We start from the raw sequence: 12558 nt of genomic DNA, 5'->3' as shown, positions 1-12558 counted from the left end.
ACGGAAGGGGCCTGGCACCTGCCCTGTACCGAAGCACCTCCCTGCAAGCAGTGTCATTTCGACGCCGCCGGCCAACCTCAGTCCTACAAAGGCGCGGCGGCGGGAACTCGGAAGCGCTCCCATGCGGCCGAGCGTTGCTCGGCAGGCGCTTCCTCCTGTTCCGCACAGTTGAGGCGCAGGTGTCTGTCGCCGAAGGCCGCGTCCACATAGGCGCAGTGGTGGGGGTTCAAAACATCGTCATGAACGTTGGGCCGGAAGTGGCGGCAGGTGATGCACATACGCTGCAGCGGAATGTCTCCATTCTCCTGCAGCGCCCGGACGATCTTGACGAGAGAGCGCAGGAAGCCTGCCTGCTCGTCCGGCTCGAGAGACTCGACCGCGCGCGTCAGGAAGTCCGGCCACTCGTCCGTACGATCCGCCAGCGTCTTGCCCGCAGGCGTGAGCTTCAAGGCGATAGACCGCTTGTCGGGACCGGCCTCCTTCGCAGCCAGACCCTTTGAGACGAGCGAGTTGACCGCATCGCTGGCGGTGGGCGCCGACACGCCGAGCAGTTCCGCCAGCGCCGAAAGCCGCAGGCCCTTGGGCGCTTCGCGGAGGAGGCCAAGCGCCTGGCCCTGCGTCGGCGTGACTCCGGCCCCACCAGCACCCTTCCACGCGCGGCTCTTGAGCGCGAGCGCGATCTTCGCCAGGCCCGCGGTCACGCGCTTGGCGATAGGCTCGCTGATCGCGTCGAAGGTCATCTATTTAGGACTCCTAACATTCAGCTTGACCAACTTCCAATGAAGTGATTATTAGCACTCCTAACGGTTCTTGTCGATGCGAGGCCGTGGACCCGAGGAGAAATCAAAATGACCATGCTCCAGACGACGCTGCGGGCAATGCTCGCTGGCGCAACGGCGACGCTTACTCTGACGGCGGCCGCCTCCGCTCACCCCATAGACGCGGCCAAAGGCAACGCTCAGCCGACGGACTTTGACATCGTGCGCACCGAGATCGTCCTCGCGGGCGACGACCTTGTTTTCCGCATGGCGGTAAGCGGCAAGGCCGGTTCATCGAAGCCCGCACCTTCGGGCAAGCTCGCCGGTTCCACCGTCTACTCTTATGTCTGGCCGACCGGTCTCAACTCAGGGGCGGTCGGGTTCGAGAACGATCAGGGCATCCTTGCCTTTGCCGTGACCTCACACCCCGACTTCGACGACACGCCGCTCTATGACGAGAACGGCGACGGCGACAATGCCAATGACGGCGATCTGTGGCACAGCCATTGGGTCGTGCTCGTGCCGGACGACGCCTGCGGCAATGGCGCGCTCAAGGTTCGCGACATACCGGAGGGCGCCAAGCCGAAACTGCCGAAGACCTGGCCCAGCCTGCCCATCCTCATCGACAGCCCTGGTCACAAGCCGCAGATCGCCGGACCGCAGGTGACGGTGCGTGCGCCGGCGGCTTCACTCGGGCCGACGGAAGGCGTGACGTTCGACGGAGTGACCGCAGGGCTGCGCGTCAGCGCGTCGGTACACTCGCCGCTGCTCTGCGTCGCCAACGTCTTTGACGTGGCGAGCGGCGACCTCAGCCTGCCTGGCCGCGTAGTGGAGTGATACGGGATTGAACCTGCAATGCCCGTCAGCCGGCTCCCCAATGGGATATCGTGCAGCGGCTGAACAGTGACGCACCGCTCGATCTTGCCGCCTTGCGGAGTCGGGCGGTGGTTGCCGCCGCCTTTTCAGACGCTCTGCCCGGGATGCGTCTAGACCACCGTGCTGCGGCTCAGGCGGGTCCACGCATTTGTTGTCTTCCGACGAGGTCGCTGTCGAGGGCCGGCACACCGTCTTCGATCTCCATGAGGCGGATCGGCCCGCCCTGCTTGCCGCCTTCGTTCATACGGGCAGAGCGTCGCGGCATGGCTTGTCCGGAACGGCCACCCGATCGATGGGCCCAAAGCACTATGAGGACGCCCTGCGCGGACGACCGGGAAGCGGCCGAAAAGGCCGACGCCGGCTGGTGTCAGGGCGAGTTCGCGGGGCCCTGAGCGTACCGCAAGCCGCGGTAGCCGGAGCTATATTCCTGCCTGTTGTTGTGGCATCTGCCAACCGGATCGCTTGCACTCACCCTCTCGCGTGACATTCTGTTACGAGGGCTGCTTCATCTTGAAATCGATTGACAGCGATAGAGATGAGCATTAATATAATACATGAATCCTGAAATACTTTCCAATATTGATTGGTGCCGGTCAGGTTGAGGCGGCAGGCCATGCGTTGGAAAATTCTCAAGGTTGCGTCCAGAGCGCTGGGTAAACTGCTCGACGAAGCGGACGCGCGATGGGTTCGCTTTGGCGACGAAGTGTTTTTTTATGCTCCCGGAGCCAAGCTGAAAGCGCTCCGCCCGGGTGACGGCGAGGATGTCACGACGGTGCGGCAGGGCGATGACGACCTGCCGCTCGGCAATTTTCACCTGGTCGCACAGATGGGACGCAGCTTCCAGCGCGAACATCCGGACGTCAGGGTGCTGTTCGACAAGGGCCGCTATATCGTGGTTGATCTCGAACGTGACAAGGCCGAAGCGATCCGCGCCGAAGGACACAGCTGTTTCGTCATCGAGCCGCTCGGCGACCGGCGGGTAATGTTCGACATTCGGCCTGCCGGCGCGCCGGTCCGCAAGCAGCCACGGGCCTCGGCAATGGCCAACGCCGTAAGCAGCCCGGCGTTCAGCGGGGACCTTGAACATCTCGTCAGTCTCCAGACGCGCCTGTCGACCAGCACCGACTTTCTCGGCGCAGCCAACTGGGCGCTGACCCGACTTTCGGGCTTCGGCTACGCGATCGGCATGCGGCCGATCGCGGTCGGCAACCTCGGCCCCAGCGTCAATGTCGTCGCGACCAAGGCAAGCACCGCGGCCTCGCCCGGCGAGGTGATCGTCACCGCGCATCTCGATTCGATCAATCACGAGGACGGTCCGGCCGGACCGGCGCCCGGCGCCGACGACAATGCCAGCGGTTCGGCGGGCGTGCTGGAGCTTGCCCGCCTTGTCGCGATGCGGGAGTTCGAGCATGACGTGACCTTCGTCCTGTTCGGCGGCGAGGAACAGGGCTTGTTCGGGAGCAGGCAATATGTCGCCTCCCTGGCGGCCGACGAAAGGGCGCGCATCCGCGGCGTGATCAACATGGACATGGTAGGCCGCATCAACGCGCCGCCGGCAACCGTCATGCTGGAGGGCGCCCCGGTCAGCCAGGATCTGATCGACCGGCTGGCGGATGCCGCCGCCGCCCATACGTCTCTGGCCGTCCAGATTTCGCTCAATCCATTCGCCAGCGATCACGTTCCCTTTATCGAGGCCGGCATTCCAGCCGTGCTGACGATCGAAGGAGGCGACAGCGCCAACGACGCGGTCCATACGGCGCGTGACACGCTGGACCGCGTCGATCCGGCCTTCGCGGTCGAGATTCTCAAGATGAACATCGCGACGATTGCCGAGCTGGCCGGCGTCAGGGAGACGGTGGTGCTGACCCCTCTTTCCTGCTGCAGCCCGTTCACCAGCGGCACCTTGCCCAGCCCGGCAGGAGACATCAATCGGACGCTCGCGGCGCATCTGAACCAGTTGATCGCGCAATACCGTCGTCTCGAAGGCGAGCGGCGGCTGCAGGCCGAGGACTACCAGTCCTGGCAGGACGTGCGGCAGATGCTCGAGAGCTTGCCTGGACAAGGGCGACCGGGCTGACGTGCCGGCCAGCAGCGTTCGCTGGCGATCGCCGGCGCCCGAACGGAGACGATGATGACCGATATCAAGAAAATGACGAAAAACTGGGTGGAGGTGCGGGAGGAAAGCTCCCCCGGTCGCATCGTCCTGCGGCCCGACAGTTACAATCTGCCGCCGGCGCGCGGCCGCCGCCACCTTGACCTCAGTTCCCGGTCACAGGCGCTCGCCAAGTCGCCGGGCCCTGCCGACAAGCTCGAAAGTGTCGCAGGCACATGGTCGGTGGACGGCGACGAGCTCCATTTGTCGGCGCCGGGCTGGGAAGGACACTACTCCATCGAGCAACTCACGGAGGATTTGCTCGTCATCTCGAAAAAGTAGCTCGCCGGTACGGCGAGTGTGTCTGTCGAATTCGCGCGCAGTCTCGAAATCCATCTTTCTTGCAAACCACCATCCCAGATGAGGAGGTAAGGAAATGGCAGACGCAGAACCCCCCAAACGGCGACAATGCGGCACGATGCACGTGCACCATCGCCTGCTCGCCACGTCGCCGCGCTATGCCGAGGCCCGGCAGCGGATCGAAGAGCAGGCATTCAGGGTGGAAATGGGCATGGCGGCCGCGGCGCGGCCAGGCTGCACGGAAATCCCGGTGGTGGTGCATGTCGTCCACAAGACGCCGGCGCAGAACATCTCCCAGGCGCAGATCGACAGCCAGATCAAGGTGCTGAACGAGGACTTCCGCAAGCAGAACGCCGATGTCGCGAACACGCCGGCTCCGTTTGCGCCGCTGGCGGCAGATTCGCGCATCCAGTTCAAACTGGCGACGACCGACCCGAGCGGCAATCCGACCGACGGCATCGTGCGCAAGAGGACCGACCGCGACGGTTTCAACGACAATGATGACGTCAAGTCCGATGCGACCGGCGGCAGCACTGCATGGCCGGCGGATCAGTATCTCAACATGTGGGTATGCCAGCTGACCGGCGGCCTTTTGGGTTACGCCCAGTTTCCCGGCGGTCCGGCGGCTACCGACGGTGTCGTCATCACGCACACCGCCTTCGGCACGACGGGCACCGCCGCGCCTCCGTTCAATCTCGGCCGCACGGCCACGCACGAGGTCGGGCACTGGCTCAATCTGCGTCATATCTGGGGCGACGACGGCGATGGCTGCGGCGGCAGCGACTTCGTTGCCGACACCCCCAACCAGGGCGGCAGCAACTTCGGCGCGCCGACATTCCCGACCATATCGTGCAACAACGGTCCGAACGGCGACATGTTCATGAACTACATGGACTATGTCGACGATATCGCCATGGTCATGTTCACGCAGGGGCAGGCATCCCGCATGCAGGCTGCTCTGGACGGCCCGCGCGCGATGATCGGGTCCAACATCCCTTGCGTGGGGGCCAAGATACCGGTCAAGGACACTCCGAAGGACGCTATCAAGGAGGGTCCGAAAGATCAGCCGAAGGACCTCGTGAAGGAGACTCCCAAGGATATTCCGAAGGATGTCATCAAGGAGCCGCCGAAGGACCTGCCCAAGGACCCGCCGAAAGACTTCCCCAAGGATCCGCCGAAGGAGTTCCCCAAAGATCCGCCCAAGGATTTCCCGAAGGACAATCCCAAGGACCTTGTCAAGGAGCCCCCGAAGGATCTGCCGAAAGATCCGCCGAAGGATCTGCCCAAAGACCCGCCGAAGGACTTCCCCAAGGATCCGCCGAAGGAGTTCCCCAAGGATCCGCCGAAGGAGTTCCCCAAGGATCCGCCCAAGGATTTCCCGAAGGACAATCCGAAGGATCTTATCAAGGAGCCCCCGAAGGAGGGCCACAAGGACTTTCCGAAGGACGCGATCAAGGACGGCCCGAAGGACAATCCCAAGGATCTCGTCAAGGAGGCAATTCACGATCCGCAGAAGGACGTCTTCGAAACTCCGATCGATTGGCCGAAATCGGCGCTGGAGCCGCCGATCGACCTGCCGGGTATCCCCGGCGGTCCGGGCGGAACTCCTTTCGTGCTGGCAACGGGACAGGCTGCCGCCGCGGCAGCCCAACAAGCCCGTGCGCAGGCGGCAGCCTCCTATCAGGTGCTGCTCAGCCACTACGCTCAGTTGCATCGCCGCGGCATGCTTGACGCCCAAGGGCTCGAAGGCTGGAGGCAGGCTTGGGCTGCCTACAGGCAACTCGGCGGGGCCTGAGCGTGACAAGAGCCCGGCGGCCCGGCCGCCGGGCTCTCCCTTCCCCGGCTTTCTCATTCCGCCGCCCTCGCGCCGCTGCCGATCCGGCGAGGGCGCATCCCACATCAACAGAGGTCGCCGTGATCCTGATCGTATCGTTCCTCGACAACCAGCATGTGCACAAGGTCATCGAGCACCTGACCGTGGATCACGCAGTCGTCGACGTATCCTGGTTTCCGGAAAGGATGCGGCTCAACGCATATGCCGGAGCCGTGGAGAACGGGCATTTCTTCGACCTTCCCGATGGACGTCGGGTTGCACTCGATAAAGTCGGCGCGGTCTGGTATCGGCGTATCCGCAACATGACGGTCGCGCCGGAGGTGACGGAAGGCACTGCACGTCTGTTTGCGTGGTCGGAGTCGAACGAAGCCCTGCTGGGCGTCTGGTACGCAATGCGCTGTTTCTGGATGAACCCGCCGACAGCGGACGAAATGGCGTTGCGCAAGGTGCATCAGCTGCGCGTCGCGCGGCGACACGGCTTGGCCATACCCGAGACGCTGGTCAGCAACAGCCCGCAGGAAGCGCTCGCCTTCATCGAACGTCACGGCGTCGGCAAGGTGATCCGGAAGGCCTTCCGCAACATTCAGGAGGCGCCAAGGGAAACCGCAATCGTGACACGCGACGACCTGGCGCTGATCGAGTCGGTTCGCTTTGCTCCGGTCATCTTCCAGTCCTTCGTGCCGGCACGGCTGGATCTTCGGGTGACCGTGATCGATGGCGACATTTTTGCGGCGTCGATAGCATCGGATGCCGATCACCAAGTCGATTACCGCAAGGGTCTCGGTACCGCGGCGGTTCGGCCGTATACGCTGCCGGACGATGTCGCGAAGAAACTCCTCGGGCTGATGGACGAGATGAACCTGAAATTCGGCGCGGTCGATTTCCGGGTCACGCCGTCAGGCGAACATGTCTTCCTGGAGGTCAACCCCGCCGGCGAGTATCTCTTCATCTCCGAACGCACCGGCCAGCCGATCCCCCAGGCGATCGCCGCGACGCTGGAGCGGCATGCGCGACAGCATCGCGCGGAAATCTGACTTGAAGCATGTCTCCCGAAACCGCAAAGCGGTTTTACGACAGGTCCGATGCTGCAGGAAATTGATAGAGCGACGGCGCCGATTCCATCGGTGCGTCCGCCGCCCTGGCATGTCTGCTTGAGGATGCGCCGCGGCCCGGGGCCGGCGCGACAGGCGCGGCCCCGGACATCTTTCCGCTATCCGGCCTGGCGCAATGTCTCGCGTTTCGGGAGCTTCCAGTTCGGCCGCGGGAAATGGCAGGTATAGCCGTTGGGATAACGCTCAAGATAATCCTGATGCTCCGGTTCGGCCTCCCAGAAATCGCCGACCGGCGTCACCTCGGTCACCACTTTGCCCGGCCAGAGGCCCGACGCATCCACGTCCGCGATCGTGTCTTCGGCAACGCGCTTTTGTTCGTCATTCGTGTAGAAGATCGCCGAACGATAACTCGTGCCGACATCGTTGCCCTGGCGGTTGCGCGTGGTCGGATCGTGAATCTGGAAGAAGAATTCCAGCAGGTCGCGATAGCCGATCCTCGCCGGATCGAAAATGATCTCGATCGCCTCGGCATGACTGCCATGATTGCGATAGGTGGCATTGGGCACGTCGCCGCCGGAATAGCCGACGCGTGTCGATACAACGCCGGGATAGCGGCGGATCAGATCCTGCATCCCCCAGAAGCATCCGCCGGCAAGCACCGCGCGTTCTGTCGTCATGGTCTCACTCCTCGGTTCTCGGATTCGCCCATGATATAGGCATCGCCGAGCGCCATTATCAGAGTACGGCAGGCCGATCTCAAGACGCTGACTGAGGCTCAGGCCGCGCATCGGCCGATTGCGCCCAACCTTCTTCGAAGCGCGCCCCCAAATCGGAGGCAGCGCTGCATTGCCTGGACCGGACATGGCGGCATTCGCGACCTTATCAGGCAGGCCCGCTGCCGGAGTCGTTTCCGATCCGTTCGGCCAATCGCCTTGACGCCACGACCACAATGATGGCTGGCCATGCCAGCCATCGCATTTGCGCCTGGCGATCCCGTGGGCCGCAGCCCTGTTCCTTCGCCGTTCAGGCGGCCTGCGCGACCTGCGGTTCGGCCAGATCCGCGGAAATGGCGTCGGTACGGTCCGAAGCGTCGGCGAGGCCTTTCTTGACCGAGTCTTCGCCAAGGGCAGTACCTTCGATGCGGATGACCTCCACATCCGTCATGCCGTTGAAAGCCAGGACTTGCTTCAGATACGGCCCTGCGAAATCCGCCGCCGCGGCGGGACCTTCCGAATAGACGCCGCCTGACGCGATCACCACATAGACCTTCTTGCCCTTGACCAGCCCTTCGGGGCCGTTTGCGTCGTAGCGGAAGGTGCGGCCGGCACGGGAGATGTGATCGATCCAGCTTTTGAGCGTCGAAGGAATCGAGAAGTTCACCATCCCCATCGCCAGGATGACGTGATCGGCAGCCAGCAACTCGTCGACGACGGAGTCGGAAACGGCGACCAGTTCGGCCTGCGCCGCGGTGCGAACCTCGGGCGGCGTGTAGATGCCCGATGCGTAGTCGGGGACGATATGCGGCAGAGGCTGCGCGACCAGATCGTGATGCACGACCTTGCTGCCCGGCAGGGCCGCCTTCAGCTTGTCGGCCAGTTCGATTGCGACCTTGGAGGAGATTGAAGCGGAGCCGCGCGGGCTCGATGTGACGAGGAGTATGTTGGACATCGGTCTCTTCCTTCCATTCGCCGAAACGCCGTCGGCGTGAGTTTCCCGGTTGAGATAGGATGAGTGACCGGTTGAAAAAATCGATATAATGTCGATGCTTTCCATCGATGAGATAGATACATGAGTGGAGCCAACCCCACGCTCGATCAGTTGCAGGTATTCCTCGCCGTCGCCGAGCAGGGCAGTTTTTCGGCCGCGGCTCGCAAGCTGAACCGAGCCCAGTCCGTGATCAGCTACACGATCGCCAACCTCGAGACGCAGCTCGATCTGAAGCTTTTCCTGCGCGAAGGCGTGCGTGAGCCGCGGCTCACGCCCGAAGGCCAGGCCATGCTGGTCGATGCCAGGCGTATTGCCGGCGCGCTGCAGGCGATCCGCGCCCGTGCCCGGGGACTGAAACAGGGGATCGAGGCCGAGTTGGCCATCGCGGTCGACGTGGTGCTGCCCGCGCCTGCGCTGGTGAAGGTGCTGAAGACATTCGACGCGCAGTTCCCGACTGTGCCTCTGCGCCTCAGCATCGGCGCGATCGGCATCGTGTGGCAGCAGTTGCTTGCCCGGCAGTGCGACGTCAGCTTCGGTGGCCAGGCCTTGAATCTCAGCGATGAACTCGCCGCCATCCGCATCGGCGAAACGACGATGGTTCCGGTCGCGGCGCCGGATCATCCGCTCGCGCTCTATCCTGGCCGCGTACCACTCTCGGTGGTGCGCGATCACATCCAGCTGGTCGTCTCAGACGTATCGAAGATGACGGAAGGGCAGGATTTCGGGGTCTATGCGTACCGGACCTGGCGCATGACCGATACGGCGACCAAGCGCAACCTGATCCTCTCCGGGCTGGGCTGGGGCGGCCTGCCGTTATGGATGATCGAGGCGGACGTCGCCGCCGGGCGGCTGGTGAAGCTCGACCTGGAGCCCTATCCGCCGGCCGGCTATCCGGCCTTCGCCTTCCATCGCAACGACACCCCGCCTGGGCCGGCCGGAAGGTGGTTGATCGAGCGGTTCCGCTCCGAGCTGCTGCCGACCGAGCAGGTCTGACGCATCAGGCCGAGCTGTCCGTGCCGGTCCCGCGACCTCATCTGCGGACGGATACCGCTATCGAGACTATGACATCAATCTGATCGGCGAGACGGTCCTGCCCGTTGCAAGGGCGATGGTGGCAGCGACCAGGTTTGCCGCCACGCTGGCCGCGATCGGAAGGAAGTAACTGTGGCTGACGTCGAAGGCAAAACCCGCTGCGCTGGGGCCGACAAGCGTTCCGATCGCGACACTGGTGTAGAGGACCCCGATGATCCCGCTGACATTGCGCCCGCCGAAATGATCGGAAACGATGGCCGGCAGAATAGCGACCCAGCCGCCGTAGAAGATCCCGAATGCAAGCGCGAAGATCGCAAGTGACCAGAATCCGCCTGCGGCAGCCCAGAAGACGAGTGATGCCGCCATGCCCACATACATCGCGACAAGGAAGGCATCCCTGCCCACCCTGTCGGCCACTCCGCCCAGGAAAAAGCGGCCTGCGGTGCTCCCCACGCCGATCGCCCCGAGCAGCATGACGGCAGCCGCCGTCGGGACCTGGCGATCGATCGCATAGGGAACCAGATGCACGAATGGGACAAAGACGCCGAACGCGCTGATGAGGCATGCCGCATAGAGGCCGAGGAAACGCGCGCTGCGGATGGCTTCACCGACCGACAAGCCCTGTCGCACGACCGCGCGTGAGGTCGGCTCCAGAGGGCCACCGTCCGGTTCAAGGCCGCGTTGGCGCGGGTCGTCCTCGATAAGGAGCGAAGCGCCGACCCCAACGGCCGCAGCACCGACTCCCAGAACGAGATAGGTTTCACGCCAGCCGGTCACCGTGATCAGCATGGTCGCGAGCGGCGGCATCACCAGCGTGCCCACGCCGATGCCGCTCACCGCCAGGCCGGACGCGAAGCCGCGTCGCCTGACGAACCAGCGCTGCACCGCCCCGATCGCCGGGACATAGGCGCAACCGACCCCGAGGCCGATCCCGAGCCCATAGGCTGCATAGACCTGGACGATCGTTTCCGCCTGGCTGGCAAGAACCAGGCCGAGGCCGACGAGCAGCATTCCGCAGACGGCGAGCCTTCTCGCGCCCCAGCGGTCAGCGAGCGGTCCCGAAACAACGCCGAGCCCGAAATACAGGAAACCGGCGATCGAGAAGACGAGCGACACCGCCCCGCGCGAAGCTCCGAACTCCTCCTGCAACGCTTCGACGAAGGAACCGAATGTGTAGGCGCTGCCGAAACCGACAAAGGTCACCACGAAAGCTGCGGCGACCACGACCCACCCGTGGAACAATCTGTCCTGGTCCTGCCTGTTCATGGTCATTCTCCGGTCCAGGACCTCTGTATGCGCATAGCGTCGTCGGCCGTTTTGGACAAAGGGATTGCTTGTCTCCCATGCAAACGGATTGGCGCGAAGGGGAGAACGATCCGCCTGCTCATATCGTCATCTCCGCAATCATCGGACCGCCTTCCAGAATCATCGCCGGGTGGCGGTTATGCCACGTCGTGACGTTCTGGAATGCCGCGCCCGCGCGCAGCAGCATCGCCTCCCGGAGATGACCTGCAACGAGTTGCAGGCCGATCGGCATGCCCTCGCCCGTGAAGCCGGCGGGGAAGGAAAGCGTCGGATGGCCGCTCATGTCGAACGGGCAGGTATAGCGTTGCAATGCGGCAACGAGGTCCGGCCGTTCGCCAAGCGTGGCGACGGCGGCCAGCATCAGGGGCGCGAAGGGTTGGACGGGCGTCAGCAAAAGGTCGATGGAACGAAAGAGGTTCTCGACGCGGCCACGGAAGGCTGCGCGCCGCAGCAGGATCTTCTGATACGCGGTGCCCGACACGGCCTGCCCGGCCTCGATCACAGAGGCGAGAATGGACCCGTACTGCTCCTTGTGCGCCGCATAGGTGCCTTCATGGGCGACGGCTGCCTCGACCGCGCAATTCGGAACCCAGTCAGCGACGATCTGGTCGACATCCGGAAACGCGATCGGTACGAGCTCCGCACCGAGTTCTGCGAACACTGCCGCTGCCGCGGCAAGCACCGCCTGCGTCTCAGGGTCGACGTCCCGACTGTTCCATTGCGCGTCGATGCCGATGCGTAATCCGCCTGCGCCGATCCGCGTCACGGCCATGTAGTCCGGTACCGGGTCGTTGGATGTGGTGGGGTCGCGTGGATCGTGGCCTGCGATCGCCGCGAGCATAGCGCCCGCGTCGACGACGCTCCGCGCGATTGTTCCGACATGGTCGAGAGAAGCCGCGAGCTCGAAGACACCGTGGCGGCTGACACGGCCCCATGTCGGCTTGATGCCGGTCGTGCCGTTTGCCGCACAGGGCCAGCGAATGGAGCCGCCCGTGTCCGAGGCGATCGCTCCGAAACACAGGCCTGCCGCCGTCGCTACGGCTGAGCCGCTGGAGGAGATTCCCGTCCAATAGTCCCCGTTCCACGGATTGCACGGCGGTATCACGGACGGATGGTGGTCCGAATAGGCACCTTCCGTCAGTTGTGTCTTCCCGATGAGAACTGCGCCCGCCGCCCTCAGCCGCCGGACGACCGTGGCATCCTCGGCAGGCACAAAATTCTTGTAGACAGTGGTTCCCGCCGCAGTCGGTACACCTTCGATCCAGCACAGATCCTTGATCGCGACCGGCACGCCATGCAGCGGTCCGCGATAGCGGCCGGCGGCTATCTCTTCGTCGGCGGCTTCGGCCTGTATACGCGCGGCAGTGTCGAGCACCTGCACATAGCTGTGCAGGCGTCCATCCAGCATCGCGATGCGCTGAAGCTGTGCCTCCAGCAAGGCGCGCGACGAAACGGTTCGGCTCCTTATCAATGCGCCCACATCCATGAGCCCGAGAAAGGCCAGATCGGCAATCGGATCGGTCATTCCTTGCTCCGTCAGAG

12 protein-coding genes are annotated in these 12558 nt (G+C 63.9%); 6 read left to right on the top strand and 6 right to left on the bottom strand.

Annotation, left to right across the window (positions count from 1 at the left end):
- Positions 1-83: 83 nt before the first annotated feature.
- Positions 84-740 (bottom strand): MarR family winged helix-turn-helix transcriptional regulator, encoded by a 657-nt coding sequence (locus tag JN302_RS09185; protein WP_202311436.1) that lies wholly within the window; start codon positions 738-740, stop codon positions 84-86.
- 114 nt (positions 741-854) lie between these two features.
- Here JN302_RS09185 and JN302_RS09180 point away from each other — a divergent pair, with 114 nt between their 5' ends.
- Positions 855-1595: a hypothetical protein gene (locus tag JN302_RS09180; protein ID WP_202334237.1), complete on the top strand. Its 741-nt coding sequence runs from the start codon at positions 855-857 to the stop codon at positions 1593-1595.
- 169 nt (positions 1596-1764) lie between these two features.
- Here JN302_RS09180 and JN302_RS39595 read toward each other — a convergent pair whose 3' ends face one another.
- Complete coding sequence (locus tag JN302_RS39595; protein ID WP_274609071.1) at positions 1765-1899, bottom strand: hypothetical protein; 135 nt, start codon at positions 1897-1899, stop codon at positions 1765-1767.
- A gap of 348 nt (positions 1900-2247) precedes the next feature.
- Here JN302_RS39595 and JN302_RS09175 point away from each other — a divergent pair, with 348 nt between their 5' ends.
- The 4 genes from JN302_RS09175 to JN302_RS09160 all read left to right on the top strand — a co-directional run bounded on the left by JN302_RS09175 (position 2248) and on the right by JN302_RS09160 (position 6954).
- Positions 2248-3711 carry a M28 family metallopeptidase gene (locus tag JN302_RS09175; RefSeq protein ID WP_202332661.1) on the top strand — a complete coding sequence of 488 codons (1464 nt, stop codon included), beginning with the start codon at positions 2248-2250 and terminating at the stop codon, positions 3709-3711.
- A gap of 54 nt (positions 3712-3765) precedes the next feature.
- A complete protein-coding gene (locus tag JN302_RS09170) occupies positions 3766-4068 on the top strand; it encodes a hypothetical protein (RefSeq protein ID WP_202311432.1) in 303 nt (100 codons plus the stop codon).
- A gap of 94 nt (positions 4069-4162) precedes the next feature.
- A complete protein-coding gene (locus JN302_RS09165) occupies positions 4163-5881 on the top strand; it encodes a zinc metalloprotease (protein WP_202332659.1) in 1719 nt (572 codons plus the stop codon).
- 119 nt (positions 5882-6000) lie between these two features.
- Positions 6001-6954, top strand: coding sequence for an MvdC/MvdD family ATP grasp protein (locus JN302_RS09160; protein WP_202332658.1), 954 nt, complete (start codon positions 6001-6003; stop codon positions 6952-6954).
- A gap of 176 nt (positions 6955-7130) precedes the next feature.
- Here the strand turns inward: JN302_RS09160 and msrA are convergent, their stop codons facing one another.
- Positions 7131-7649: a peptide-methionine (S)-S-oxide reductase MsrA gene (gene msrA, locus JN302_RS09155; RefSeq protein ID WP_202332657.1), complete on the bottom strand. Its 519-nt coding sequence runs from the start codon at positions 7647-7649 to the stop codon at positions 7131-7133.
- 346 nt (positions 7650-7995) lie between these two features.
- Positions 7996-8640: an FMN-dependent NADH-azoreductase gene (locus JN302_RS09150; protein WP_202311428.1), complete on the bottom strand. Its 645-nt coding sequence runs from the start codon at positions 8638-8640 to the stop codon at positions 7996-7998.
- Between the two features lie 120 nt (positions 8641-8760).
- Here JN302_RS09150 and JN302_RS09145 point away from each other — a divergent pair, with 120 nt between their 5' ends.
- Positions 8761-9672, top strand: coding sequence for a LysR family transcriptional regulator (locus tag JN302_RS09145; protein WP_202332656.1), 912 nt, complete (start codon positions 8761-8763; stop codon positions 9670-9672).
- Positions 9673-9738: 66 nt separating this feature from the next.
- On the opposite strand, the gene JN302_RS09140 is transcribed toward JN302_RS09145, so the two are convergent.
- Together JN302_RS09140 and JN302_RS09135 are read right to left on the bottom strand one after the other, a co-directional pair.
- Positions 9739-10977: an MFS transporter gene (locus JN302_RS09140; protein WP_244846262.1), complete on the bottom strand. Its 1239-nt coding sequence runs from the start codon at positions 10975-10977 to the stop codon at positions 9739-9741.
- Positions 10978-11095: 118 nt separating this feature from the next.
- A complete protein-coding gene (locus JN302_RS09135; protein WP_202332654.1) occupies positions 11096-12541 on the bottom strand; it encodes an amidase in 1446 nt (481 codons plus the stop codon).
- Positions 12542-12558 lie beyond the last annotated feature (17 nt).

It is taken from the genome of Mesorhizobium sp. L-8-3, assembly GCF_016756615.1.
In the GTDB taxonomy this organism is placed as follows: domain Bacteria; phylum Pseudomonadota; class Alphaproteobacteria; order Rhizobiales; family Rhizobiaceae.
This window is presented reverse-complemented; position numbering and strand designations above follow the sequence as displayed.

Excerpts from the sequence above, each read along its gene's own strand:
- JN302_RS09140 (WP_244846262.1), bottom strand. The coding sequence starts at position 10,977 with ATGAACAGGCAGGACCAGGACAGATTGTTCCACGGGTGGGTCGTGGTC.
- JN302_RS09135 (WP_202332654.1), bottom strand. The coding sequence starts at position 12,541 with ATGACCGATCCGATTGCCGATCTGGCCTTTCTCGGGCTCATGGATGTG.
- JN302_RS09145 (WP_202332656.1), top strand. The coding sequence starts at position 8,761 with ATGAGTGGAGCCAACCCCACGCTCGATCAGTTGCAGGTATTCCTCGCC.
- JN302_RS09180 (WP_202334237.1), top strand. The coding sequence starts at position 855 with ATGCTCCAGACGACGCTGCGGGCAATGCTCGCTGGCGCAACGGCGACG.
- JN302_RS09165 (WP_202332659.1), top strand. The coding sequence starts at position 4,163 with ATGGCAGACGCAGAACCCCCCAAACGGCGACAATGCGGCACGATGCAC.
- msrA (WP_202332657.1), bottom strand. The coding sequence starts at position 7,649 with ATGACGACAGAACGCGCGGTGCTTGCCGGCGGATGCTTCTGGGGGATG.
- JN302_RS09170 (WP_202311432.1), top strand. The coding sequence starts at position 3,766 with ATGACCGATATCAAGAAAATGACGAAAAACTGGGTGGAGGTGCGGGAG.
- JN302_RS09150 (WP_202311428.1), bottom strand. The coding sequence starts at position 8,640 with ATGTCCAACATACTCCTCGTCACATCGAGCCCGCGCGGCTCCGCTTCA.
- JN302_RS09185 (WP_202311436.1), bottom strand. The coding sequence starts at position 740 with ATGACCTTCGACGCGATCAGCGAGCCTATCGCCAAGCGCGTGACCGCG.
- JN302_RS39595 (WP_274609071.1), bottom strand. The coding sequence starts at position 1,899 with ATGCCGCGACGCTCTGCCCGTATGAACGAAGGCGGCAAGCAGGGCGGG.
- JN302_RS09175 (WP_202332661.1), top strand. The coding sequence starts at position 2,248 with ATGCGTTGGAAAATTCTCAAGGTTGCGTCCAGAGCGCTGGGTAAACTG.